20 protein-coding genes are annotated in these 25,613 nt (G+C 74.1%); 7 read left to right on the plus strand and 13 right to left on the minus strand.

From position 1 onward, the window contains the following. Positions 1–39: 39 nt before the first annotated feature. From ABD324_RS16145 to ABD324_RS16160, 4 genes are all read left to right on the plus strand, one after another. On the plus strand, positions 40–1,941 hold the full coding sequence (locus ABD324_RS16145; RefSeq protein WP_344417387.1) for a helix-turn-helix transcriptional regulator: 1,902 nt from the start codon (positions 40–42) through the stop codon (positions 1,939–1,941). 73 nt (positions 1,942–2,014) lie between these two features. Continuing rightward, the gene (locus ABD324_RS16150) at positions 2,015–2,347 is read left to right on the plus strand and encodes a YdhR family protein (protein WP_344417389.1); all 333 of its coding nucleotides are present in this window, start codon (positions 2,015–2,017) and stop codon (positions 2,345–2,347) included. Position 2,348: 1 nt separating this feature from the next. After that, positions 2,349–3,401 (plus strand): class I SAM-dependent methyltransferase, encoded by a 1,053-nt coding sequence (locus tag ABD324_RS16155; RefSeq protein ID WP_344417391.1) that lies wholly within the window; start codon positions 2,349–2,351, stop codon positions 3,399–3,401. 119 nt (positions 3,402–3,520) lie between these two features. Then, positions 3,521–6,031, plus strand: coding sequence for a phosphoenolpyruvate synthase (locus ABD324_RS16160; RefSeq protein ID WP_344418277.1), 2,511 nt, complete (start codon positions 3,521–3,523; stop codon positions 6,029–6,031). Between the two features lie 80 nt (positions 6,032–6,111). Here the strand turns inward: ABD324_RS16160 and ABD324_RS16165 are convergent, their stop codons facing one another. The 5 genes from ABD324_RS16165 to ABD324_RS16185 all read right to left on the minus strand — a co-directional run bounded on the left by ABD324_RS16165 (position 6,112) and on the right by ABD324_RS16185 (position 11,013). Beyond that, positions 6,112–6,942 carry an SCO6745 family protein gene (locus tag ABD324_RS16165; protein ID WP_344417393.1) on the minus strand — a complete coding sequence of 277 codons (831 nt, stop codon included), beginning with the start codon at positions 6,940–6,942 and terminating at the stop codon, positions 6,112–6,114. Positions 6,943–7,017: 75 nt separating this feature from the next. Beyond that, the gene (locus ABD324_RS16170; RefSeq protein WP_344417395.1) at positions 7,018–7,980 is read right to left on the minus strand and encodes a hypothetical protein; all 963 of its coding nucleotides are present in this window, start codon (positions 7,978–7,980) and stop codon (positions 7,018–7,020) included. Beyond that, positions 7,953–8,576, minus strand: a complete 624-nt coding sequence (locus ABD324_RS16175) for a hypothetical protein (RefSeq protein WP_344417397.1) — start codon at positions 8,574–8,576, stop codon at positions 7,953–7,955. Before ABD324_RS16175 ends, ABD324_RS16170 begins: the two co-directional genes overlap by 28 nt. 516 nt (positions 8,577–9,092) lie before the next feature. Then, positions 9,093–10,070, minus strand: coding sequence for an alpha-ketoacid dehydrogenase subunit beta (locus ABD324_RS16180; protein ID WP_344417399.1), 978 nt, complete (start codon positions 10,068–10,070; stop codon positions 9,093–9,095). After that, positions 10,063–11,013, minus strand: a complete 951-nt coding sequence (locus tag ABD324_RS16185; protein WP_344417401.1) for a thiamine pyrophosphate-dependent dehydrogenase E1 component subunit alpha — start codon at positions 11,011–11,013, stop codon at positions 10,063–10,065. The genes ABD324_RS16180 and ABD324_RS16185 overlap by 8 nt, the downstream gene beginning before the upstream one ends. A gap of 112 nt (positions 11,014–11,125) precedes the next feature. Here ABD324_RS16185 and ABD324_RS16190 point away from each other — a divergent pair, with 112 nt between their 5' ends. After that, positions 11,126–11,938 (plus strand): alpha/beta fold hydrolase, encoded by an 813-nt coding sequence (locus ABD324_RS16190; RefSeq protein WP_344417403.1) that lies wholly within the window; start codon positions 11,126–11,128, stop codon positions 11,936–11,938. Here the strand turns inward: ABD324_RS16190 and ABD324_RS16195 are convergent. Beyond that, positions 11,935–12,789 (minus strand): fumarylacetoacetate hydrolase family protein, encoded by an 855-nt coding sequence (locus ABD324_RS16195; protein WP_344417405.1) that lies wholly within the window; start codon positions 12,787–12,789, stop codon positions 11,935–11,937. The two genes, ABD324_RS16190 and ABD324_RS16195, sit on opposite strands and share 4 nt — an antisense overlap. A gap of 137 nt (positions 12,790–12,926) precedes the next feature. On the opposite strand from ABD324_RS16195, the gene ABD324_RS16200 reads away from it, so the two are divergent. Then, positions 12,927–14,117 (plus strand): alpha/beta hydrolase family protein, encoded by a 1,191-nt coding sequence (locus tag ABD324_RS16200; protein ID WP_344417407.1) that lies wholly within the window; start codon positions 12,927–12,929, stop codon positions 14,115–14,117. On the opposite strand, the gene ABD324_RS16205 is transcribed toward ABD324_RS16200, so the two are convergent. The 3 genes from ABD324_RS16205 to ABD324_RS16215 all read right to left on the minus strand — a co-directional run bounded on the left by ABD324_RS16205 (position 14,103) and on the right by ABD324_RS16215 (position 19,780). Next, a complete protein-coding gene (locus tag ABD324_RS16205) occupies positions 14,103–17,111 on the minus strand; it encodes an AfsR/SARP family transcriptional regulator (RefSeq protein ID WP_344417410.1) in 3,009 nt (1,002 codons plus the stop codon). The two genes, ABD324_RS16200 and ABD324_RS16205, sit on opposite strands and share 15 nt — an antisense overlap. 111 nt (positions 17,112–17,222) lie before the next feature. Then, a complete protein-coding gene (locus ABD324_RS16210; protein ID WP_344417412.1) occupies positions 17,223–18,899 on the minus strand; it encodes a GMC family oxidoreductase in 1,677 nt (558 codons plus the stop codon). A gap of 5 nt (positions 18,900–18,904) precedes the next feature. Further along, positions 18,905–19,780: a beta-keto acid cleavage family enzyme gene (locus tag ABD324_RS16215; protein ID WP_344417414.1), complete on the minus strand. Its 876-nt coding sequence runs from the start codon at positions 19,778–19,780 to the stop codon at positions 18,905–18,907. 260 nt (positions 19,781–20,040) lie between these two features. Between ABD324_RS16215 and ABD324_RS16220 the strand changes: the two genes are divergently transcribed. Beyond that, entirely contained in the window at positions 20,041–21,213 is a 1,173-nt protein-coding gene (locus ABD324_RS16220) for an alpha/beta hydrolase family protein (protein WP_344417416.1), read from the plus strand. 22 nt (positions 21,214–21,235) lie between these two features. On the opposite strand, the gene ABD324_RS16225 is transcribed toward ABD324_RS16220, so the two are convergent. The 4 genes from ABD324_RS16225 to ABD324_RS16240 all read right to left on the minus strand — a co-directional run bounded on the left by ABD324_RS16225 (position 21,236) and on the right by ABD324_RS16240 (position 25,441). Then, positions 21,236–21,925, minus strand: coding sequence for a GntR family transcriptional regulator (locus tag ABD324_RS16225; protein ID WP_344417418.1), 690 nt, complete (start codon positions 21,923–21,925; stop codon positions 21,236–21,238). Positions 21,926–21,984: 59 nt separating this feature from the next. Then, a complete protein-coding gene (locus tag ABD324_RS16230; RefSeq protein WP_344417420.1) occupies positions 21,985–23,364 on the minus strand; it encodes an amidase in 1,380 nt (459 codons plus the stop codon). Further along, positions 23,361–24,641, minus strand: coding sequence for an amidase (locus ABD324_RS16235; protein ID WP_344417422.1), 1,281 nt, complete (start codon positions 24,639–24,641; stop codon positions 23,361–23,363). Before ABD324_RS16235 ends, ABD324_RS16230 begins: the two co-directional genes overlap by 4 nt. Positions 24,642–24,763: 122 nt before the next feature. Beyond that, on the minus strand, positions 24,764–25,441 hold the full coding sequence (locus ABD324_RS16240) for a GntR family transcriptional regulator (RefSeq protein WP_344417424.1): 678 nt from the start codon (positions 25,439–25,441) through the stop codon (positions 24,764–24,766). Positions 25,442–25,613 lie beyond the last annotated feature (172 nt).

Consider the following 25,613-nt stretch of genomic DNA (forward strand, 5'->3'; position numbering starts at 1 on the left):
CCGAGCCCGACCGCGAGCCCGAGCGAGAGGGGTGGCCGGATGACCCGGACCGTCGCCGACCGGATGGTGGAGTCCGCCGGACGGGGCTGCGTGGGGCGCGAGCGCGAGCTCACCACGCTGCTCGCCGCCGCCGGCGCCGAGGAACCACCGTTCCTGGTCGGGTTCGTGCACGGGCCCGGCGGGATCGGGAAGAGCCACCTGGTGCGGCGGCTCCTCGACGGCCTGCCGGAGTCCGCGCAGGCCGTCCACCTCGACGGGCGGGACGTCGAACCGACCCCGGAGGGGCTGCGCCGCGCGCTCGGGCACGCGCTCGGGCTGGACGACCCCGGGCCCAGCGCCCTGGTGCGCGCGCTGGCCCGCCGCCCGACCGTCCTGGTGATCGACACCTACGAGGTGCTCGGCCTGCTCGACTCGTGGCTGCGCACCCGGTTCCTGCCCACGCTGCCGGCCACCACGCTCACGGTGCTGGCCGGGCGCGACCGGCCGGCCACGGCCTGGCACACCGGCGCCGGCTGGCAGGGTCTCGTCGCCGAGTTCCCGCTCGGCCCCCTGTCCGACGACGAGACCGGCGAGCTGCTCCGCCTGCGGGGCCTGGACGAGCGGCAGGCCGGCTGGGCCGCCGGGTTCGCCCACGGCCATCCGCTGGCCCTGGAGCTCGCCGCCGCGGCCGTCCGGGCCGATCCCCGCTGCGTGCGGATCGGGGCGGTGGCCCCGTCCGGGCTGCTGGAGGCCTTCCTCGGACAGCTCCCGCCGGAGACCGTGACCCTGGTCGAGGCCGCCTCGACCGTCCGCCGCCTCACCGAGCCGGTGCTCGCCGCCCTGCTCGACCGGGAGTCGGGCCGCGAGGCGTTCGAGACGCTGCGGGAGCTGCCGATCACCGCGCCGAGCCCCGAGGGGCTGCTGCTCCACGACGTCGTGCGCGACACCGTCGGGCACGACCTGGCGATGCGGGACCCGGTGCGGCGCAGCGCCTACCGCCGCCGCGCGGTCGACCATCTCGGCGCCCGGCCGGGGGCGGACCCGTGGGGCCACACCGCCGACCTGATGTTCCTCATCGAGAACCCCGTGCTGCGGGACGCCTGCTTCCCGAGCGCCCGGCCCGCCCACTGGGTGGAGCCCGCCGCACCGCACGACGGGGCCGTCGTCACGCGGATCGCCGCACGGCACGAGTCGCCGGCCGCCGCCGCGCTGGTCGACCGCTGGTGGGAGCGGCATCCGGAGACGTTCTCGGTCGCGCGCGGCCCGGACGGCGAGGTCGCGGCCTTCGTCCAGATCGCCGAGCTCGACCGGCTCGATCCCGCGCTCCTGGCCGGCGACCCGGTCGCGGAGGTCTGGCGGGCGCACCTGCGGGCGAACCCGCCCGCCGCCGACGATCGCGTGCTCGTGATGCGCCGCTGGCTGGGTCGGGAGTCCGGCGAGCTGCGCTCCCCCGCCGTGTCGGCGTGCTGGCTCGACGTCAAGCGCGTGTACATGCAGCTCCGGCCCCGGCTGCGGCGCATCTACTCGGTGGTGTCGGACCTGCCGTCGCTCGGGCCGATCTTCCTGCCGCTCGGCTTCGCCCCGGCCGGCCCGCCGGTGGAGCTCGACGGCGCGGTGCACCAGCCGGTCTGGCTGGACTTCGGCCCCGGCAGCGTCGACGGCTGGCTCGCCGGGCTCATCGGGACCGAGGCGACCCCGCCGCCGGCCACCGCCGCCCCGGTGACCGTCTCGCTGGTCGGCCTGTCCAGCCGCGAGCTCGAGGTCGTGCGGCTGGTGGCCGACGGGCGGAGCAACCGCGAGATCGGCGAGCTGCTGTTCATCAGCGAGAAGACGGCCGGGCGGCACCTGTCGAACATCTTCACCAAGCTCGGGGTGCACACCCGGGCGGAGGCGGCCCGGATCGCCGCCGAACAGGGCCTCACGGGGGCGCCCTACAGCGATCGGGTCACCGGGACGGGGTGATCGCCCGATGCCGGGCAGGGGCCCGCGCTCCTAGCGTCGACGACGTCAGGAACACCGGCCGCAGGAGGCATCCGTGCACACCGTCGTCATCACCTTCGAGCTCGTCGACATGACCCCCGAGCAGTACCGGGACGTCTGCAGCGAGCTCGCGCCCGCGTTCGCCGCCGTCCCCGGGCTGCTCACCAAGATCTGGCTCACGACCCCGGCGGACGGCCGCCGCGGCGGCATCTACCTCTTCGGCGACGCTGCCGCCGGGGACGACTTCCTCGGCTCGGCGCTGGCCCGCGGGGTGGCGACCAACCCGCACTTCGGCGACCTGACCGTCCGCCGGTTCGAGGTCGACGAGGAGACGACGGCGCGGACCCAGCCGGTGCTCACCGTCGTCGGCGCCCCCGCGCAGGTGTGAGGTGACCACCCTCGACACCGGGGCGCTCGACGCCCTGCTCGGGCGGTTCGTCGCCGACCTCGGTGCGACGACCGCCGCGGCGTCGGTGGTCATCGGCCACCGGCTCGGCCTCTACCGGGCACTCGCCGACGGCCCGCTCACCCCCGAGGAGCTCGCGGACCGGACCGGCACCCACGCGCGTCCGGTCCGGGAGTGGCTGCTCGGGCAGGCCGCGGGCGGCTACGTCACGGCCACGGACGGCGGCTTCACCCTCGACCCGCAGCAGGCCTTCTGCCTGGCCGATCCCGACGGCGCCGTGTACCTGCCGGGCGCGTTCCAGCTCGCGCTCGGCGCGCTGCGGGCCGAGCCCCGCGTCACGGAGTCCTTCCGCACCGGCACCGGGCTGGGCTGGCACGAGCACGACGAGGACGTCTTCCTCGGCTGCGAGGCCTTCTTCCGGCCCGGGTACGTCGCGAACGTGACGACGACGTGGATCCCGGCGCTCGGCGACGTCGAGGAGCGCCTACGTGGGGGCGGGCGGATCGCCGACGTGGGCTGCGGCCTCGGTGCCTCGTCGATCATCATGGCGCAGGCGTACCCCGCGGCCGCCGTGGTCGGGTCGGACTACCACGACGGGTCGATCGCGCAGGCGCGCGAGCGGGCCGAGGCCGCGGCGGTCTCGGACCGCGTCTCGTTCGAGACCGCGAGCGCCACGACGTTCTCCGGCCGGGGCTACGACCTGGTGACCAGCTTCGACTGCCTGCACGACATGGGCGATCCGGTGGCCGCCGCCCGGCACGTCCGCGAGGCGATCGCCCCGGACGGCTGCTGGATGCTCGTCGAACCCGCGGCCGCGGACGATCCGCGGGACAACCTGAATCCCGTGGGGCGCATGTACTACGGCTTCTCGACGCTGCTGTGCGTGCCCAACGCCGAGTCCCAGGGCGGCACCGCGGTGCTCGGGGCCCAGGCCGGCCCGGCCGCGCTCACGAAGGTGGTGACCGAGGCGGGGTTCCGGCGGATCGAGAAGGTGAGCGGGACACCGTTCAACGACGTCTACGCCGTGCGGCCCTGAGGACCCCTTCCCACTCTCACTGTATACACGAAATCGGCCTCTCATGAGGGCCCGGGAAACGGTCCATACTCGCCGACGCACAACCGCCGACGGGGATGGAGCAGGGCGAATTGCGTGACGTGGTGGGGCTCGGGGAGATCACGACCGGGATCGGGAACACGCAGGTGGGAGAGGTCGGGGGGAAGGCGGCGAACCTGGGCGAGCTGACCCGGGTCGAGGGGGTCCGGGTCCCGCCGGGCTTCGTGGTGACGGCGGGCGCGTTCCGGCGTGTCGTGGTGCCGGTGCTCGACGGGGTGCTCGGCCGGTTGAGCGGTCTGCGGCCGGAGGACCGGGCGGGGATCGCGACGGGGAGCGCCGAGGTGCGGGCGGCGATCGAGGCGATCCCGCTGCCGGCGGACCTGGCCGCCGAGGTCGCGGCGCACGTCGGCTCGCGTTTCCGGCCCGGCACCGCCTACGCGGTCCGCTCCAGCGCGACCGCGGAGGACCTGCCCACCGCGTCCTTCGCGGGACAGCAGGACTCGTACCTGGACGTGGTCGGCGTCGAGGCGGTGCTCGACCACGTCCGGCGGTGCTGGGCGTCGCTGTTCACCGAGCGGGCGGTGAGCTACCGGATCCACAACGGCTTCGACCACCGCCGGGTGCACATGGCCGTCGTCGTGCAGGAGATGGTGGCCGCGGACGCGGCGGGGATCCTGTTCACCGCCGACCCGGTGAGCGGGAACCGCACGGTGGCCACTGTGGACGCCGTGCGCGGGCTCGGCGAGGCGCTGGTCTCGGGGACCGTGAACGGCGACGGATACGCCGTGCGCGAGGGTGTCGTGAGCCGGACGGCTGGTGCGGGACAACCGATCCTCGCCGACGAGGAGGTCCTGCGCCTGGTGCGGCTCGGCCGCCTGATCGAGGCGCACTTCGGCCGGCCGCAGGACATCGAGTGGTGCCTGGCGGGCGGCGCGCTGTCGGTGGTGCAGAGCAGGCCGATCACCACGCTGTTCCCGGTTCCCGAGGCCGGGGACGGGCAGAAGCACGTCTACGTGTCCGTCGGGCACCAGCAGATGATGACGGACGCGATGACGCCGCTGGGCCTGTCGTTCTGGCAGCGGACCACGCCGCGTCCGATGGCGGAGGCGGGCTGCCGGCTGTTCGTCGACGTCGCCGGCAGGCTGGTCGATCCCGCCTCCCGCGAGGCGCTCGTGGGCGGTTTCGAGATGGCCGATCCGTTGACGGGGTACGCGCTGCGCGCCGCCGTCGACAGCGGGTTCCTCGGCGATCTCTCGGGCGCGGCGCCCGCGCCCGCGCCCGCCCCGGTGGCGCCGATCGAGGCCGATCCGGCGCTGGTCGAGGACCTGATCGCGGAGAGCCGGGCCTCCCTCGACGCCGTCACGCGGGACATCGCGCCGCTCTCCGGCCCGGCGCTGTTCGACTTCCTCCTCACCGACATCGAGGAGCTGCGGCGCCTGCTGTTCGAGCCGCGCAGCCTCCCGGCGATCATGTCCGGGATGGAGGCCGCCCAGTGGCTCAACCGGCACGTCGAGGAGTGGCTGGGCGAGCGCAACGTGGCCGACACGCTGTCACAGTCCGTGCCGCACAACGTGACCTCGGAGATGGGGATCGCGCTGCTCGACGTCGCGGACGTGATGCGGCCGGAGCCCTCCGTCGTGGCCGTGCTGCGGGAGGTGGAGCAGAAGGGGTCCGACGACCTCCTGGCCGCGCTCGACGCCGTCCACCCGCCGTCCGCCGGCGCGCTGCGGGCGTTCCTCGACCGGTACGGCATGCGCTGCGCCGGCGAGATCGACATCACCCGCACTCGGTGGAGCGAGGACCCGACGCTGCTCGTCTCGGCGCTCCTGGGCAACATCCGGAACGAGGCCGGGGCGGGCGCCCGGCTCTTCGAGCGCGGCCTGCGGCAGGCGCAGGAGAAGGAGGCGGACGTGCTGCGCCGGCTCCGCGCGCTGCCGGACGGCGAGGCGAAGGCCACCGAGACGAAGGCGATGATCGACCGCGTCCGGGTCTTCGCCGGGTACCGGGAGTACCCGAAGTACGGGATGATCCGCCGCTACTTCGTGTACAAGCAGGCGCTGCTGCGGGAGGCCGCGCGCCAGGTCGACGCCGGCGTCCTGGCCCGCGTCGACGACATCTTCTACCTGCGGTTCGAGGAGTTCCGGGCGGCGGTCGGGAGCGGGGTCGCGGACCCGGAGCTGATCGCGCGCCGGCGGCAGGAGTTCGAGGACGCCCGCCGGCTCACCCCGCCCCGGGTGTTCACCTCCGACGGCGAGATCATGAGCGGCGGCTACCGCCGCGACGACGTCCCGGAGGGCGCCCTGGCCGGCCTCGCCGTGTCGGTGGGGACCGTGGAGGGCCGGGCCCGCGTGGTCCTCGACATGGCCGACGCCGACCTCGACGCGGGCGACATCCTGGTCACCGCCTACACCGACCCCAGCTGGACGCCGCTGTTCGTCGGGATCACGGGGCTGGTCACCGAGGTCGGCGGGCTCATGACGCACGGCGCGGTGATCGCGCGCGAGTACGGCCTGCCCGCCGTCGTCGGGGTGGAGGGTGCCACCCGCCTCATCCCGGACGGGGCCCGGATCCGGGTGCACGGGACCGAGGGCTACGTGGAGATCCTGTCCTGACGGTGGGGGCCGCCCGGCGTCGCGGAGTGTCGCGCGGCGCCGGGGGCCGCTCGCCGGGGAGCGACGGCTCGGGGCGTTCCTCATCGCGATCCCGCGGCCACCAGCCTCGCCGTGAGCGGTTCGAGGACCGTGATCAGCTCGTCGAGCTCGGCCGGCGTCAGCGCGTCGTACGGCGGGACGGCGAGCTCGTCGGTCAGGGCCTCGATGCGCTCCTTGGTCTCCCGGCCCGCGTCGGTGAACCGGCCGTCCGCGTCGACCAGCCCGTGCTCCCGCAGGCCCGCCATGACCGCGGCGAGCCGCGACTTCGGGAGGTGGTGGATGCGCCCGAACGACTCCGGCGGGTGGATGCCGTACTCGATCGCGGAGAGCACGTGCGCCTCCGCGCCGCCGATGCCCGCGCCGACCAGCGCGGCGATGTGCCCGTCGCCGCGATGCTCGCGCAGCATGGTCGCGGAGTGCCACAGCCGGGCGACCGGCTCGGACGGCACCGGGACGGTGCGCATCCCGGCGTACATCACGCGTCCCACCGTCGGGGCGCTCGTCGCGGCCTTCGTGGTCAGGTCGGCGGCGCGGACCAGGCCCGGGGAGTCGGCGAGCACGCCGAGGATCCGCCGGACCGACGCCGCGCTGCCCCGCTCCCGCGCGGCGAGGGACGCCTCCGGCGGCGCGGTGTCCCAGGCGCTCGGGATGTGCCGGGCCGCCTCGCCCTCGCCGAAGTTGTAGAACGCCGCGTGCACGACCTCGGCCGGCACCCGGCCCAGCGGCGCCGCCCGGCTGGCGAAGTAGCCGTCCCAGTAGGTGCGGTGGCCGAGGGCGGCCAGCTCCTCGTTGCACTCGTCGGCGAAGAAGGTCACCAGGCAGATCGGCTCGAGGAGCTCGAACATCCGGCGGGCGGTGCTCGCGGTGGTCATGTCCTTGTCGACCGTGCGGGGGCCGCGGACTCATCGGTGGGCCCCAGGGGGGCGTCGCCGGTGGCCGGGCCACGGTCAGGTGCCGAGCTGGACCCGCACCGAGCCGTCGTCCGGGAGGACCAGGACACGTGAGGTGCCGGGCACCCAGACGGCCGGCACGAGGAACATCCGCTCGCCCGACTCCACGAGCAGCCGCAGCCCCCGGTACCGGTACCGGAAGGTCTGGTCGGCGCCCGCGGGGAGGCTGGTCTCCTCGATCCCTCCGTAGTCGAGGTACAGCCGCTCCTTGGTGTCGAGGACCAGCCGCGGCCGCGTCCCCATCCGCTCCGCCACGATCTCCGCCTGCCCGGCCCCGTAGGCCGCCGCGAAGGAGTTGGCGGCCCAGAAGAGGCTGAGCACGACGGCGCCGGCGACGAAGGTCCACACCACCCTGCGGCGACGCGCGTCCTCCGACCCGGTCGGGCGGCGCTCGACCACGAGATCCGCCCCGAAGGCCGCGAGGACGGCTCCGGCTCCGAGGCATGCCGGCGTGGTGGCGATCGGCTCCGTCTCGGCGATCGCCGGCACGAGGATCCCGGTGATCGCACGCGCCACGAGGAGGGTCCCGAGCACCAGCCCGACCGCGCCGAGGACGACGGACCGTCGCGGGCGGCCCAGGGTCATCGCCTTCACCCACCGTCTGGCCAGGTAGGCGAGCAGTCCGGCACCGAGCAGGATCGCCACCGGGACGTAGACGGCCGCCACGCTCTGCAGGGCCAGCTCTTGCGTGGTGAACCGCAGCTGGGCGAGGTCGAGACCGAAGTACGAGTACCGCGCGAGCGTGGTGACATAGCCGAAGTAGTAGAGGAGCGCGGCCACGACCGTCGTCGGGGCCAGGAGACCCGCTGCCGTCCTGATCCTCTCGGAGATCGACGACGGCGCAGGCGTCTCGTCCGTCCTCGTCACGATGTGGGCGCCCTCGGTCGGCGCGTGGTCGCGCCGACCGGCTGCCCCGCCGTCGGCCCGGCGGGTCAGTTCGCGCCCGAACCGTGCGCGCATCCCGCACCCGTCGGATCGACGTGGTCCTCGCCGTCCAGCTCCGTGAAGCACGCCAGGAGGGGAGTCGTCTGGGTCCAGCGCAGGACGACCGGGCTCGTGGTGGTGGGGGCCAGGTCGGCGACGGCCTTCGCCGCGCACAGCCTGCCGGTCGGAGCCGTGCACGTCGCGCCGAACCGATAGACGAGGCCGGCCGTCCAGTCCGTCCCCTGCTTCGCCGTCGTCCTGATCCCGACGTAGCAGGCGTCGTTGCCACCCTGCCGGAGTACCGATCCCGCCACGCACCGGCCGTGGGTGGTCAGGTAGTCGCGCGGCAGGCACGCCGACCGGTCGGTGTTCGCGTCGTAGAGGTCGAACACGGCGGGCGCCGACGGCTTCTGGCCGACGATCGTCACGGACAGGACGGTCACCGGGATGTCGGCAATGTCGGCGTTGTTGACCAGGTAGCCGCACTGGTGCTGGTCGAGCGCGACGAAGCTTCCCCAGGTCTGCTGGTAGAGACTCTCCAAGGTCGGGCCGCTGACGGTGAGGGTGCGCGTCGCGGGCGGCGGGCTCGACGACGGTGGGTCGGGCTTCCTGCTGGCCTCCTGGGACGGCACGGTGACGCCACCTTCCCGCGGCGGCGTCGACGGGTCGGGCTGACGGGCACCCTGCTGGTCCGTTCCGCCGGGCCCATCCGCGGTGGCGCCACCGGCCGGGGCGCCACCGGAGCCGTTCACAGCGGGCTTCTCGGTGTCCACCCCACCGCCGGGTGCCGATGCCGCGACACTCGCGGACGCGGCATCCGTGGGGCTCCCGACGCCGGGGCCCGCGGACGGAGCGGGCGGGATGTCGGACCCGCTGCGCGCCGTCCTGCTCTCGGTGGTGCCCGGCACGGGACCGGGTGACACGGGAGCGCCGCTCGTACTCACCCGCGCCGCGCTCGTGGTGTCGATCGGCGTCGCGGGCGATCCCCCGCCGCAGGCCCCGAGGCCCAGACAAGCGCACGCGAGGACGGCCGTCAGCACACGTCCACCCATCGTGCCCCCCTCGCGCCGGTCCCGTCACATGCTCCGGGATCGGGCCGCGCACGGGTGTACGCACTTGTGCGTACCGCGGTGGAGCTCGCCTCGGCGTCAGTCCCCGAGCAGGGTCCGGATCCCCGCGACGACGTGGTCGGCGGTCGGCAGGATCGCCCGTTCCAGCCGGGCGTCGTACGGGTGGATGACGTCCGGCATGGCGATCCGCCGCAGCCGCAACGGATGTCCCGGCAGGGCCTCGGCGACCCGGGCGAGGATCTCGGCGCCGACGTTGCCGGTCACGAACGCCTCCTCGACGACGATCAGCGCACCGGTGCGCTGCACGGACGCGATCACCGGATCCAGGTCGAGCGGGCGGATCCGGACGGGATCGAGGAGGTCCACACCCACGCCGTCCGCGGCGAGGCGCTCGGCGGCATGGGCGGCCTCGTGGCGCATCCAGCCCCAGGCCACGACGGTCACGTCGGCGCCGCTCGTGACCCGCTCCCCGATCACCCCGCCCTCGACGGGGCCGCTGAGCTCGTAGACCTTGCGGTGTTCGAACACCAGCGTCGGCACGGTCGCGGCCAGCGCCGCCCGCATGGCGGCGTAGGCGGTCGCCGGGGTGCTCGGCGTGAGCAGCTCCAGGCCGGGGGCGTGCAGGAAGAACGGCTCCATGCTCTGGGAGTGCTCCGGGCCGAGGCCCTCGGTGGCCGCCATGCACCCCCGGATCACGATCGGGAGCGGCTCGTCGGGCCGGCCGTGCTGCACCTGCCACTTCGCCATGTCGTTCATGACCTCGTTGGCCACGGCGAGCAGGAAGTCCGCACTGTAGATCTCGACGACGGGCCGGAACCCCGCCAGCGCCAGGCCCAGCGCGGCGCCGAAGATCCCGTTCTCCGAGACCGGGCACTCGATCACCCGCCGCGGCCCGAACTCGTCGAACAGGCCGGCGACCACCCCGGCCGCCCCGCCGGAGCGCACCGTCTCGCCCAGGACGAGCACCCGCTCGTCGCGGAGCATCTCCTCGCGGATCCCCGCCCGGAACGCCTCGCGCCCGGTCAGCACCCTGGTCTCCGTCGCGACACTAGACACCGGCCACTCCCACGATCCGCGGTTCCACGTCCCACTGCGCGTCCGGGCCGGCCAGCACCTCGGCCAGCACCGCCCGGACCTCCTCCGCGACCTCGGCCTCGAGCGCGTCGAGCTGCTCGGGCGCCGTCCCGGCCGCCACGAGGGCGGCCCGCGTCAGCGTCAGCGGATCGCGCTCCTGCGCCTCCGCCAGCTCCTCCGCCGGCACGTACGCGGCGTCGTCCCACCAGATGTGCGGGTGCAGCCGGTAGGTCAGGCCCTCGACCACCGACGGCCCCTCCCCCGCCCGCGCGCGCCGGACCGCCTCGCCGACCGCGGCCCGCACCTCGCCGAGGTCGTTGCCGTCGACGACCGTCACCGGGATGTCGAAGCCGCGCCAGACCGCGCTCATCCGGGCGTTCGGGTAGAGCCACTCGGTCCGGGAGTTCACCGACCAGCCGTTGTTCTCCGCGATCAGCACCACGGGCAGGTCCCAGAGCACCGCCATGTTCAGGGCCTCGTAGAGCGGGCCGCGGGCGCCGGCCGCCTCGCCGTAGAAGCACACCGTCACGTCGTCGGTGTCCCGGAGCCGTTGGGCCAGGCCGAATCCGGCCGCCATCCCGAACCGGGCGCCGAACACACCTTCGCGGCCGGGGACGCCGATCTCGGGCGCGCTGACGTGCATCACGCCGCCGCGCGCGGCGTTGGAGCCGCCGGCCTTGTAGAACATGTCGCGGGCGATCACCTCGAGCGGCACGCCCTTGGCCAGCAGCTGTGCGTAGCCGCGATGGCTGTAGATCACGACGTCGGAGTCGCGCAGCCCGGCGGCCCCGCCGACGGACAGCGCCTCCTGCCCCGCGCCGGAGTGGAAGTGCGGCACCGGGAGCCCCCGGGCCAGCATGTCCATGCACTCGTCGTCCAGGGCGCGGCTCACCAGCATGGTGCGGTACAGACCGAGTTCGGACACGCTCCTGACGCTAGGAACGGCGCAGTTATCCGACGCGTTACCCGCGCGGCGGGGAAACGGGCGAGGACTAGGACGGTCCCGGGAGAGAGTCCGGCGACGCGAAGGAGCGGGTATGAGGGGCTACGTGGACACGAGCATCGGCCAGGTCCACTACCGGCGGGAGGGGGACTCCGGGCCGCACGTGGTGCTCCTGCACTGCGCCAACTTCTCGTCCAACCTCTACATGGACGCGCTGCCGCTGCTCGGGCGACACGTGCAGGCCTGGGCGTTCGACGCGCCGGGGGTCGGCCAGTCCGACGGGCCGACGCTGCCCTCGCACGTCCAGCTGGCCGGCTGGCTGCTGGAGGCGCTCGACGCGCTGGACATCACGCAGCCGACGCTGGGCGGGCTGCACACCGGTGCCCGGCTGGCCCTGGAGATGTCCCGCCAGCGCGGCGCGGACGCCTTCCCGGCGCTCGTGCTCTCGGGGATGGGTCCGGTCACGCCGGCCATCGCGACCTCGCTCAACGCCCCGCACCTGCTGCTCGAACCGGACGCCGACGGCTCGGAGTGGGACAAGGCGCGGGCCCGCTACTACCACCTGTTCCCCAGCCAGAACCCGCCGACCGAGAAGAACGCCTGGCTGCAGCACATCTACCTGACGTCCTCGATGGACAAGATGGTGCCCAACCGGCTGCCCTGGCCCGGTCCGTCGGAGGAGGGGTACGAGCTGCGCTCGGTGTTCGAGTCCTTCCCGAACCCGATCCTGCTGCTCAACACCCCCGAGGACTGCTTCTCCGGCGTCGACTACGACGCAGTGGAGTGGAACGAGAACGCCACCCTCGACATGATCGAGGGCAGCGGCTCGCACCTCATGCTGCGGGATCCGGAGGCGTACACCGAGCACCTGCTCGCGTTCCTCCGGACCCACGCCATCCTGACCTAGGCGAACACCTGCTCCATCTCCCCGATCCCCTCGATCCGGCTGGTCAGCCGGTCCCCCGGCCGGAGCCAGCACTGCGGGTCCCGGCCCAGTGCCACGCCGGCCGGGGTCCCGGTGAACACCACGTCGCCCGGGAGCAGGGTGACCGTCCGCGACAGCCGCGCGAGCAGCTCCCGCACCGGGAAGATCTGCGCGCTGGTGCGGGCGCTCTGGACGGTCTCGCCGTTGACCAGGCACTCGAGGCCGAGATCGAGCGGATCGGCGAGCTCGTCGAGGGTGACCAGCCACGGCCCCATCGGGGCGAACCCGGGGAAGGACTTGCCGAGGCTGAACTGCGGCGGCGCCGACGCCAGCTGGAGCGTCCGTTCCGAGAGGTCCTGGCCCACGGTGTAGCCGGCGACGTGGTCGAGCGCGTCCTCGGGCGAGATGTGGTGCGCCGCCTTCCCGATGACGACGACGAGCTCCACCTCCCAGTCCGTGTGCCCGCCGGGCGGGAGCGCGACCGTGCCGTACGGCCCGGTGACGCACGACGGGAACTTGGTGAAGATCGGCGGCTCCGTCTCGGCCAGGGCGAACCCGGTCTCCGCGGCGTGGTCGGCGTAGTTCAGCCCGACCGCGAACACCTGCCGCGGTGCCGGTGTGGGCGGCCCGAGCAGGGAGACGTCGAGCACCGGGGCGTCGAGATCAGCGTCGGGTGTGAGCGTGGCGGTGGCGGCCCACGCCCGGAACTCGGACCACCGCTCGTACACCGCCTGGGGATCGTGGCCGAACAGGCCGTCGCTCGCCTTCTCGACGTCGGTCACCCGGCCGTCGCGGACGAGGGACAGCCGACCGGCCACAGTGGCCACGCGCATGGGGGACTCCTTCGGTTTCGACCTCCCGCCCATTCGCCCCGCTCCTCGTTACGAGGGTCATTACCGCTGGTCGGGGCGGGTCCGCCGTAACTGCGCGGCGGCCAGCCTGGATCCCCCGGATCTCCTTGGAGGAGCAGATGGTCGACGCGATCAGGAACGCCCCCTGGCTCACGTTCTTCCCCGACAACTACCTCTGGTCCTTCAACGCCGCGATGGAGATGTCGCTCGCGCGGGCGGGCGGCAGCGACCCCGGCGAGGTCGACCGGGTGATCCGCGCCCTGGAGGGCGACACCGGTGACAACATGCGCTGGTACGCCGAGTGGAAGGCGATGGGCGACCAGGTCCTCGCCATCGCCGGCAAGGCCGAGTCCGAGGGGCGCGCGCTGTCCGCGTCCGCCGCGTACAAGCGGGCCAGCAACTACTACTTCGCCGCGGAGCGCTTCTACTTCCCGAAGGACGAGGAGTCGAGCGCGACCTACCGCCAGGTCGTCGAGTGCTTCCGGCGGGCCACCGACCTGGACCCGCGGGTCCGGGTCGAGCACGTCGACATCGCCTACGAGGGCTCGTCCCTCCCGGCCTTCTTCGTGCCCGCGCCGGGCGCGGCCGAGCACCCCGCACCCGTCGTGATCTTCATGAACGGGTTCGACGGCAACAAGGAGATGAACTGGTACCTCGCGACCGAGGAGCTGCTGGCGCGCGGGATCTCGGTGCTCGCACTCGACAGCCCGGGCGTCGGTGAGGCGATCCGGTTCCGGGACATCCCCCTTCGCCACGACTACGAGGTCGCCGCCTCCGCCGCGCTGGACTGGCTGGAGAGCCGGTCCGATGTGGACTCCGACCGGATCGGCGTGATGGCGCTGAGCCTCGGCGGCTACTACGCCGCCCGCTCGGCGAGCATGGAGCACCGGCTCAAGGCCTGCGTGTCCTGGGGCGCGATCTGGGACTACCACCGGATCTGGCGCGAGCGGATCGAGGCGGCCTTCGCCAAGCAGCTCCCGGTCCCCGGCGCGCACCTGGTGTGGTCCACGGGCACCACGTCCACCGACGAGGCGCTGGGCGTGCTGGAGGGCTTCCGGCTCGACGGCGTGATCCAGCAGATGCGCTGCCCGTTCCTCCTGGTCCACGGCGAGGACGACCAGCAGGTCCCGGTCGCGGACGCGCACGCGATGTTCGAGGCCTGCGGCTCGGAGGACAAGACCATCCGGGTCTTCTCGAACGAGGAGGGCGGCGCGCAGCACTGCCACATCGACAACCTGTCGATCGCGGTCCCGTTCATCACGGACTGGCTGGCGTCCAAGTTGGGCGGCAGCGTCTCAGGTCGCGCGTAGCTCGGCCAGCAGCCGGCGGGTGGTCGGGGCCGGTTCGACCCCGATCTCCCCCAGCGCGGCGACGAGGCGCTGGAACTCGCCCAGCACGGCGTGGGGCGAGTTCAGCTGCGCCTCCACCTGCATGCGCACGCGGTAGGCCTCCTCGCAGTAGGGATCGCGGGCGATCGCGAGGGTGGCTGCCGCGCGGGCACGCTCTGGACGGCCGATCCGCAGGCCCAGCCCGGCCGCGTCCACCGCCGCCTCGACCACGCGGATCTCCAGCTCGTGGCGCCGCTGCTCGGCCCACTCCAGGTCGCTGTCCACCAGGTACGGGCCGATGGCCAGGGCGAGGAGGTCCTCGAGCTTGTCGAGGCGCTCGTCGTCGGGCAGCCGGCCGGCCTCGCCGAGCAGGCGCTGGAACCGCAGGTCGGTGCTGTCCACCCGGACCTCGTCGGGCCAGCGGACCAGGCCGTCGGCAGTGCGCGCCAGGCTGAACCCGGTCGCCCGGCGCAGCTTGTGCACGACCTGGCGGAAGTAGTTCCCGCCGCGGCGCGGGTCGGTCTCGGGGAAGATCCGGTCCTGCAGCCGCTGCCGGTCGACACCCTCGGGGTGCAGGGTCACGTAGGCCGCCAGCTCCAGCAGCTTGGTGCGCCGCACCCCGCACGGCGCCCCGTCGATCAGGATGTCGCCGTTGGACCCGAACGTCTGGACGTCGACGGGCACCACCGCCGAGTCCGAGCGGCGTCGCGTACCCGCACCGCGCGGCTCCGTGCCCCGGTCGTGGCCCAGCAGGCGACGCCAGGGAGTGGTGTCCGCGGCCGTGTCCAGCTGGCGGGCCAGCACGCCGGGCACGTCCTGCAGGGCCCGCTGCAGGACGAAGGTGGTGCCGAGATCGGCCGAGCTGCCGAGCGCGGCCTGCGCCGCCTCGTCGGCCGCGGTCATGTTGCCCAGCCGCGCCTCGGCCTCGGCGAGGTAGGCCGCCGCGAAGGGCAGCATGAGCAGCCGCCGCGCCCGGCTCATGCCGGTCACCGCGCTGCGCAGCACGCGCGCGGCGTCCTCGGTGCGGTCGATCGACAGGAACGCGAGGCCCTGGAAGGCCTGCGCCCACTCGACGTAGCACCGGTTCCCGCTGGCGGCGGAGCGGCTGAGCGCGTCGGCCAGGGTGACGCGGGCGTCGTCGTGGCGCTGCAGACCCAGCTGCATGTACCCGACGGCCACCTCGAAGCAGGGCTCCCAGCCGAAGCGGGTCTTGCGGCTGATGTCGACGGCGGCCTCGGCGGCCCACAGCGCGCGTTCCAGATCGCCCTCGCCCCAGAGCAGCCAGGACTCGTAGAAGTACCAGAGGTCGCGGTGCGATCCCCGCCGCACGGCCTCGGGCACCTCGTCGAACAGCCGCCGGACCCGGTCCAGCTCGCCGCGCCACACCAGGGCCATCAACGGGTGCGGGGTCCGCAGCGTCGACCGCGGCGGCCATTCGAGGGCGGCGGGCAGCAGCTGCAGCATCTGGTGCAGGCGGCCCTGCACGAGCAGGCCCCAGGTGAACATCCGCTCGCTGTCGGTCCACTCGACGCCGGGCGGCGGCGACACGGGATCGCGACCGGACGCGGCCTCCAGCTCGAAGCGGACGGTCTCGGCGCGGTAGTCGCCCTCGTAGTGCCGGATCAGCTCCAGGGCCTCCCGGGGGTACCACTGCATGGTGTACCCGACGAACGCGACGCTGCCGGGGTCCTCCTTCGCCACCTCGCTCAACCGGCCCTCGACGTGCAGCCGGCGGATCAGGTCGAGGCACTCGGGGATCTTCCGGGAGCCGTAGAGGGCCCGGATGGACGCGCCCTGCAGGGCCGGCCGGCGCGCGATCTGCTCGAGCCCTAGCCGCTCCAGCCAGCGCTCCAGCACCGCCCAGTCGGCGCGCCCGTACACCGCGCCGATGGCCTGCTCCGCGGCCGCGGCCGCGAGATCGGTCAGGCCGACCTCGAGGTAGGCGTCGACCGCCTCCTCGTGCGCGCCCAGCTCGTCGAGCATGCGCGCGTAGGCCTCGGTGAGACCGGGGACCTCGCCGGGCAGCCGCGCGTCGAGCTCGGCGCGCAGGAACTCCCGGAACCGCGGGTGGTACACGAGCGTCCGGTCCACCTTGCTGGCCGGCAGGTGGCGGGCGGTCACGGCGTGCCAGAGCTGGTAGCCGCGCTCGCCGCCGAGCGCGGTGGCCATCCGGGCCCCGACCGCCGCCGCGATCGAGGTCCGCATGAGGAACTCCTGCTCCTCCTCCGGCAGCCGGGCGAGCACCTCGCGGCTGAGGTAGTGCGCGAGGGACTCCTCGGCGTCGGCGTGCGCCATCCCCGGCGCCAGGTCGAACGCTACGGCGGCGATCCAGCCCCCGGTGGCGGCCATCAGCTCCGCGAGCTGCGCGGGATCGTCGATCTCGTGGCCGTGGGCGGCAAGCAGCGCGCGGGCCTCGTTCTCGCGCAGGGCGAGATCGTCGTCGCCGATGCGGGCGAGCCGGCCGTGCAGCGTCATCCGGGTCAGGGGTCCGCCGAGGTCCTGGCGGCTCATCACGATCGTCCGGACGCTGCTGGGCAGGTAGTCCAGGAACACCCCGAGCGCCTCCAGGGCCTCGTCGGCGCCGGCCAGGTGCTCGCCGTCGTCGAGGACGAGGAGCAGCTGCTGGTCCGGGATGGCTTCGGCGAGCGTGGCGGCGATCTCCTCGACCGAGTCCTCGGAGTCCAGCCGGGCGCCGATCGCGCGGGCCTGCGGCGCCACCCCGGACAGGGTCTCGGCGAGGTAGGTGAGCAGCCGGCGGCTGCCGCGGTCGCGGGCGTCGAGGGTGAGCCAGGCGACCGGCCGTCCGCACGAGGCGGCGAACAGGGAGGTCTGGGCCGTCTTGCCGGAGCCGGCGGCCGCGACCAGGGCGACGACCTCGTGCTGCTCCAGGAGCTGTTCGAGCTGGTCGTCGAGCCGGCTGCGCGTGATCGCCCCGCGGGGCAGCCCCGGCGGTCGGACCTTGTGCCGCAGAATCACGGGGCCCCGGCTCCTCTTCCCTGGTGTCCGGCGAGTGCGGTGCTGCGCGGCCACCCGGGGGCGACGGCGCCATCGCCCCGAGATCGTCGGGGACGCCCGTTACGAGCGTCGTTACCGTCCGGCGGTGACCATCCGCCGCGCCAGGTGTTCGGCCACCATCTGCACCGGCAGGTTGGTGTTCGCGCGCGGGACCGTGGGCATCACCGAGGCGTCGACGACGCGGAGCCCCTCGACCCCGCGGACCCGGCCGTCGCCGTCGACCACCGCGGCCGGATCGCTCTCGGGGCCCATCGCGCACGTCCCCGCCGGGTGGTAGGTGCCGAACGACCGGGCGCGGGCCGTGGACGTCAGCCAGGCCCCGTCCGTGAGCCGGGACTCCCGCAGGGACCCCGACGCGATCCCCCAGCGCAGCATGGAGCGGCGCAGCGGGCGCGGGCCGTCGAGCAGCCCGGCCAGCACCTTCGTGACGGCGACGTTGGCCCGGCCGGGCTCGTTGAGCTTCCGCACCACCCGGGAGTAGCCCGCGGCGAAGACCTCGTGCCGCACCGCGCCGACCTCCGGCGAGCGCATCAGCTCGGCGGCGACCCCGAACCCGTGCTCCATGCGCTCCCGGTCGACGGCCTCGGTGAGGAACCGGAAGTCGACCTCGGGCATCCCGGTGCGGTCCACCAGCCGCACCCGGCCCCGCGACTGCGGCGCGACCAGGCAGACCCCGAGCCCGGCCACCGCGTTGCCGAGCCCGTGCCACGAGGACTTGTTGAGCACCAGCATCTGCAGGTCGCCCGTCACCCCGGGGACCTTCCCGGAGGTGAACCGCAGCCCGGTGTTGAACCCCGGGCGCAGCGAGGGCGACTGCCGCCCCTCGGGCCGCAGGAAGCAGGCCAGGTACGCGACGGGATGGTTCTGCAGGTTCGCGCCCACCCCAGGCAGGTCCGCGACGACGTCGATCCCCAAGGGGCGCAGCTCGTCCGCCGGTCCCAGCCCGGAGCGCAGCAGCAGCGTGGGCGAGAAGATCGCGCCCCCGGACACCACGGTGGTGTCCGCGGAGATCACCTCCTCGCCGTGCTCGCCGGCGACCACCACGCCCGCGCAGCGGGTGCCCTCGAAGTGCAGGCGCAGCACCTCGGTCCGGCAGCGGACCTCGAGACCGGGTCTGCTCCGCACGCCGGCATCGAGGAACGCGCTCGCCGAGGAGACCCGGCCCGACAGCGTGCTGCTCATCGGCAGCGCGCCGTAGCCGTCGCCCCCGTCGGCGTTGAAGTCGTCGATCTCCTTGAAGCCGGCGGTGCCGGCCGCGATCCCGACGGCGCGGCAGAAGGGCGGCCAGTCCTCCGGCAGGTGCCGGCGGATGCTGACGGGGCCCGCGTCGCCGTGCATCGGGCCGCCGAAGTCCCGGTCGTGCTCCAGCGCCGTGAAGCTGGGCAGCACGTCGTCCCAGCCCCAGCCCGGCAGGCCGCGGGCCGCCCAGCCGTCGTAGTCGGCGGGCAGCCCGCGCAGGGCGATCATGCCCATCAGGCTGGAGCCGCCGCCCATGACCCTGGCCTGCGGGAAGCCCGACCGGGCCCCCGTCCCGTCACCGGCCTGGTCGGCCCGCAGGCCGGACCACATGTACCGCGAGTTGTAGTACGAGCGCGGATAGAGGTCCGCGATGTCGGCGGGGACCCGGTCGGGCGGGGTGTCCTCCCCCGCCTCCAGCAGCAGCACCCGGGCGCCGCCCGCCGAGAGCCGGTTGGCCATCACGCATCCCGCCGACCCGGCCCCGACGACGACGACGTCCCAGTGCTCCACGACCGCTACGAACCGAAGACGATCTTGCGGGCGGTCTCGGGCGTGGCGATCGGGCGGCCCATCGTCTCGGCCATCTTCACGATCACCTCGACGAGCTGGGCGTTGTGCTTCGAGAGCTCGCCGTTGGGCAGGTAGGGGTTGTCCTCCCAGCCCACGCGCACGTGCCCGCCGAGCCCGATCGCCATGGCAGCCAGCTGCCACTGGGTCTTCGGGTCCATGATCGACACGTTCCAGTTGACGTTCGGCGGCAGGTGGTCGACCAGGTAGATCATCGACTTGGCGGTCGGGGGCGTCCAGGCACCGCCCTGCCAGCCGAAGAACAGGGTGGCCCACACCGGGTTCTCCAGCAGCGCCTTGTCCCGGATGAACTCCATGTTCCAGAAGGCGCCGGAGTAGAAGCACTCGATCTCCAGCTTCACGCCGTGCTCCAGCGCCGCGGTGCTGGCCTCCTCGAGCTCGTCGCGCGGGTGCAGCGAGTACATCTCGTTGGGCGGGACGCTGGGGTCGGGCTGGAAGAACTCGTCGTGCACGTTGAACGCGTACGACATCATGTCCGGGCCCTGCTTCATCAGGGCGATCTTCTCGGGCAGCCGGGCGCTCGCGATGCCGTACTGGATGATCGGGTTCGTGCCGACCGAGCGGATCTTGTCCGTCACGGCCTGCCAGCCGTCGAGGTCGATCTTCGAGAGCTTCTTGCCGTCCTCGGCCATCTCCGTCTCGAGGTAGTGCACGCCGTGGTGGTGGCAGATCGTCGCGCCGGCGTTCACCGCGTCGACGTACTGCTGCCCCACCGCCTCGGTGTCCTCGATCGGCGGCATGTTCGGGTTGGTCGGGTAGGACATCGAGGAGTCGCACGTGACGGTGATGACCAGGTCGTCCATCGAGGGGCTCCTTCGCCGGGCGGATCGAGGCCAGTCGGGATCGAGGCCTGCCGAAATCGTCCGCGAGCCCGCGTTATCGGCTGCATTACCGGGGCGCGTGCCCGGTGGCGGGCGGTCCCGGCGCCCGGGCGGCCCTGGGTAATGCGGAAGGTAACGACGAGGCGGATGCACTGGCCCCGGTACCGACGTCCGCGCAGGTGGCGCGCCGGGGTGGGTCCGAGCCCGGACGGGTCCGAGGCGCGGCGGAACGAGGTGGCGGCGTGGTCGAGTACTTCCCGGGCGAGTACGCGTGGTCCTCCGCCGTCGACGTCGCCGTGATGGCCGGCGGATCGCCCGCGGACATCCACCGCGTGCTCGGCCCGCTCGGGAGCCGGGCCCGCGTCGACCGCGCGAGCTGGGCGCGCGCCTGGTCGGCGATGGCCCACGAGCAGGAGTCGCGCGCCGAGGACGACGTGCTCGCGGGCCGGACGGCCTGCGCCGCGGAACGCTACCTGCGGGCCTCGATCTACCACTCCAACGGCCAGCGCAACGAGCCTCCCGGGCCCACCAAGTCCGAGGCCTACGCGGCGGCGCTGCAGGCCTTCGCCGACGCCCGCGAGGTCGGGGCGCTGCCCCTGGACGTCGTCCACGTCGACTCCCCGGACGGGTTGCTGCCCGGCTACCTGATCCGGGTGCCGGGGGCGGCCGAGCCGCCGCCGGTCGTGGTGGTGTTCGGCGGCATCGACATGACCAAGGAGCTCGCCTTCGCGATCGTCCGGGACATGTTCGCCGCGCGCGGCATCGCCTGCCTGGTCATCGACACCCCCGGCACCGGCGAGCTGCTGCGCCTGCGCGGCGTGCCGTCGCGGCCGGACTCCGAGGTGGTGATGTCCGCGATCGTGGACCACCTCGAGACCCGGTCCGATGTGGACGCCTCCCGGGTCGCCGTGCTCGGGATCAGCATGGGCGGCTACCACGCGGTGCGGGCCGCGGCCTTCGAGCCCCGGGTCGGTGCCTGCGTCTCCTGGGGCGCGGTGTGGGACTACGGCGAGATCTGGGCCGAGCGGTGGCGCACCCGCAGCGACTCGCTGTCGCTGCCGTGGTTCCAGCTGCCGTGGGTGCTCGGTGTCGAGGGCGTGGACCAGGCGCTGGAGCGGATCCGCGCCTGGAGCCTGACCGACGTGTGGCCTCGGCTGCGGCAGCCACTGCTCGTGCTCCACGGGGCGGAGGACCGGCAGATCCCGGTCCGCGACGCCTACCGGGCGTTCGCGGCGGCCGGCAGCGCGGACAAGCAGCTGCGCGTGTTCGCCGCGGACGAGGGCGGTTCGCACCACATCCAGTCCGACGATCCCCGGCCCGCCCGGACGGCGATCGGCGAGTGGGTGGCGCGGGTCCTCGCCCCGGCCGCGCAGCTGGTGGGGACCACCGCGGACGGCCCCCCGGCCACTGACTAGGACGACGCGCGCCGCGGCGCCTTCACCGGCGGCGGGTGCGGGTCGCGGCGACCGGGTCGACCGCCCCCTCCGACCACTGCCCCGCCAGCGCGATGCTGATCTCGCGACCGGACGCGACGTGGGCGAGGGCGATGTCCGCGGCGCCGTCCGCGTCCCGGGCCGCGAGGGCGTCGTAGAGGGCCTGGTGCTCGTCGTGCTGCTGCACGAGGTCGCGCTGGCGGGTGAGGTGGAACAGCCACTGGGTGCGCGCCTCGAGCGGCCGCATCATGCTGCTGAGCAACGGGTTCGCCGCGATGTCCACCAGCGTGCGGTGGAAGGCGGCGTTGGCCCCGGCGGTCGCGGGATCGTCGCCCGCGGTCAGCGCCCGCTCGGCGTCGGCCATGTGCCGGCGCAGGCGGGTCAGACCGACCGCGGTGTGCCGCTCGGCGGCGAGCCGGGCCGCCAGGACCTCCAGGCTCTCCCGGACGTCGAACAGGTCACGGACGTCGTCGGCGGTGAAGGGCGACACGACCGCACCCCGGCGGGGCACGAGGACGACCAGCCCCTCGGACTGCAGGAGCTGCAGCGCCTCGCGCAGCGGGATCCGGGAGACCGCGAGCTCCGCGGCGAGGTCCCGCTCGACGATCCGCTGTCCCGGCCGCAGGTCGAGATCCACGATCCGGCGCCGCAGCTCGGCGTAGGCCGCGTCGCGCAACGAACCGTGCCCGGGCAAGGGCCCCTCCTCGTCTCGTGCCGACCGCTCCCGGCGAAGGGTAGCGGCGGGCGGCGGGCTCATCGGGCGTCCCGCCCGCGGGCCCGCTCGATCCACCGCGACAGCGCGAGCACCACCCGGTCCCCGAGATGCGGGCCGATCACCTGCAGGCCGACCGGCAGCCCGGCGGGCGTCTCCCCCACCGGGACGGACGCGGCGGGCTGCCCGGTCAGGTTCGCGATCGCGGAGAACGGCGTCCACTCGTCCGGCTCGGCGGGCAGGCCGTCGAGCAACGCCGGCCCGGGCAGGGTCCGGTCGAACGCGGTGACCGACGCCGCGGGTGTGAGCAGGACGTCGATCTCGGTCATCAGCCGGGCCATCCGGTTCACCGCGGCCTTGCGCTCGCGCACCGCGTCGGTGAGGTCCTCCGCCGTCCACGGCCGGTCGAGCACCGCCCGGACCGGCGCCGACAGCGCCACCCGCTCGCCGAGGGCCCGCATCCCGGTGAGGTCGGTCTCCAGCGCGACGAGGGCGTCGAACGTCGCGCGCAGGTCCGGCCAGGCCGGCTCCACGTGCCGGACCGGGAGCCCGAGACCCGCCACCGCCGCGTCCACCACCGTCCGGACGTCCGGGTCCACCCGGGCGTGCCCGAGGTCGGGGCTGTACCCGATCCGCAGGCCGGCGGGCAGGGTGTCGTCGAACCAGTCGACGTCACCGCACGGGATCGAGTGCCGGTCGCGCGGGTCCGGGCCGGTGATCACCGACAGCACGAGGGCCGCGTCCGCGACGGTGCGGGTGAGCGGGCCGATGTGCTCGAGGGCCTCCCAGCTCGACATGCCGGGGAAGCGTTCGTCGCGGCAGCCGGGGTACAGCGGCACCCGGCCCATCGCAGGCTTGATCCCGTAGACCCCGCACAGCGCGGCGGGGATCCGGATCGAACCGCCGCCGTCGCTGCCGAGCGCCACCGGCACCATCCCGGTCGCGACGGCGACCGCGGATCCGGCGCTCGATCCGCCCGGGGTGAGGCGGGGGTCGCGGGGGTGGACGGTCGGCGGGAACACCGGATTGTCCCCGCGGGGCCCGTACCCGAACTCGGACGCGTTCGTCGTCCCGACGACGAGGGCGCCCGCCGCCCGGAGCCGCTCGACCGCCACGTCGTCGCCGTCCGGCACGAGATCCCGGTAGGCGAGCGACCCGGACGTGGTCCGGACACCCCGGACCGGGATCAGGTCCTTGACGGCCACGGGGACACCCGCCAACGGACCCACCGGGCGCCCGGCCCGCACGTCGGCGTCGATCTCGGCCGCGCGCGTCGCCGCCCGGTCGAACGCCGTGGTGCAGAAGGCGTGCAGGCCACCGTCGAGCTCCTCGATCCGGGCGCGGCTCGCGGCCAGCACCTCGACGGCGGACAGCGCCCCGCCGCGGACGGAGGCCGCGATCTCCGCGGCGGAGCGGGTCATGCGCGCTCCAGGAGCGCCGCCGCCCGCAGGGCCACCTCGTCACGACCCGGGGCCGCGACCACCTGGACGGAGATCGGCAGACCCTCCGCCGACGTCGCGACCGGGACCGACACCGCCGGGGCACCGAGGAGGGTGACGGCCCGGCAGTGCGCCATCAGCGCCCAGCCGCCGACCGGGGTGCCGTCGACGTCGACGGTGCCGTCCGGGAGGCAGGCGGGGCCACCGGCCACGGGGAGCAGCACCACGTCTACCTCGTCGAAGACGGCGAGGGCCGCCGCCTGCGCCTCGAGCGCGCGGCGCCAGGCGGCGGTGTGCGTCGCGGCGTCCGCACCGAGGGAGGCGGCGAAGGTGCGCAGGCAGTCCGGGGACACGAGGTCCTCCCGGCCGGCGACCGCGAGCAGGTGGTCGTGCATCGGGTCGATGTCCCGCAGGGCGTTGTAGGGGCCCAGGCAGTCCGCGAACGCCGCCGGCATCGCGCGGGGTCCCCCGGCGAGCCGCTCGGCCGCCGCCCGCACGGCCGCGGCCACCTCCGCGCGGACCGGCCCGAGCAGGGCACCGTCGGACCAGCCGACCCGCAGCGGCCCGTCGCCGGCCGGCCGACCGGGGGCGAGGACGTCCAGTGCCAGAACGAGATCCGCCACCGTCCGGGCCAGCGGCCCGACGACCTGGAACCGGCCCTGCATCGAGGTCGGGGACGGCCACGCGGTCCCCTCGGCCGCGACCGACCCACCGAGACCCGGCACCTGACCGGCCGCGGGGACCCGGCCCACCGACGGCCGCAGCGCGACGATCCCCGTGCACTGGGCGGGCCAGCGCACCGATCCGCCGAAGTCCGTCCCCAGCCCGAGCGACGAGATCCCCGCCGCCAGCGCCGCGGCCTCACCCCCGCTCGACCCGCCCGGGGACCGGTCCGGGAACCGGGGATTGCCGGTGGTGCCGAACAGGTCGTTCGCGCAGGTCCCGCCGAACGCGAACTCCGGGCAGTTGGTCTTGCCGACGAGCACCGCGTCCGCCGCGAGCAGCCGCGCGACCGCGGGTGCGGTGCTGGTCGCGATGTTCCCTGCGAACGCCCGACTGCCCGCGGTCAGCCGCAGGCCGGCGACCGCGACGACATCCTTCACGGTGAGCGGGACCCCCGCGAGCGGACCGAGCGGCTCACCCCGCGCGCGGCGCGCGTCGATCGCCTCCGCCGTGCGGGCGGCGCCCTCCCAGTCTTCGGCGACCAGGGAGTTCAGTCCGGGGTGCGCCTCGGCGGCGGCGCGATGGCGGTCCAGCACCGCGCGGGCGGAGAGCTCCCCGCGGGCGACGGCCTCAGCGATCCGGTGCGCGGGCGGCAGCCCGGCCGAGGGCTCCCCCGGTCCCGCGGCCGGCGCGGCGAGCCCGGCCCCGGCGCGGGAGCTCAGCGCTCCTCCCCGGCCCCGGCGGATCCGGCGGCCCCGTCCGCGGGCAGGTAGGTCCGCTCCCCGTGCGCCTTCACCGCGGCGTCGATCCGCTCCCGGTCGCCCGAGTGCAGGGCCTCCACCAGCAGGTCGTGGCGGCGGCAGCCCGCGGCGAGGTCCCCGACGGTCTGCGCCTCGGTGCGGAGGTTGCGGGACATGCAGAACTGCATCTGGTCCATCAGCGAGCGGTAGCTGCGCAGCAGCCGGCGATGGCCGGCGAGCGCGACCAGCTCCTCGTGGAAGGCCCGGTTGGCGATCACCACCCCGGCCTCGTCGCCGACGTCGGCGGCCGCCCACATCGCCTTGACCGTCCCCTCCAGGTCCGAGAGCGACAGCTCCGCGAGCCGCGGCACCAGCAGGTCGAGCGCCATCCGTTCGAGCACCGACCGGAACGAGTAGATCTCGTCCACGTCCACGTCGGACAGCTCGACGACGTGGTACCCGCGGCGCGGGGTCTGGCGGAGGATGTCCTGAGCCGCGAGGGCGCGCAGCGCCTCGCGCAGCGGCGGGCGGCTGATCCCCAGCTGCTCCGCGAGGCGGGGCTCGTAGATGCGCTCGCCGGGGCCGAGGCTGCCCGCGACGATGAGCTTCTTGATCTCCGCGGTCGCCATCTCGACGAGGCTCGGCTGCTCGATCACGACGCGAGACTACTGTCTACACATTCGCCGAAGCCAGCCCCTGCCACACTTAGTGGCATACCACTAACGCCCGATTTGCCCTCTGATATGCAGGTTTCGACCGGTTGGCTTGCACGGTTGTTACGTCCGGGACACCCACGAAACGCGGTGCCGTCTGTAGACATTAGGCACT

Source organism: Pseudonocardia ailaonensis (assembly GCF_039531635.1).
GTDB lineage: Bacteria > Actinomycetota > Actinomycetes > Mycobacteriales > Pseudonocardiaceae > Pseudonocardia > Pseudonocardia ailaonensis.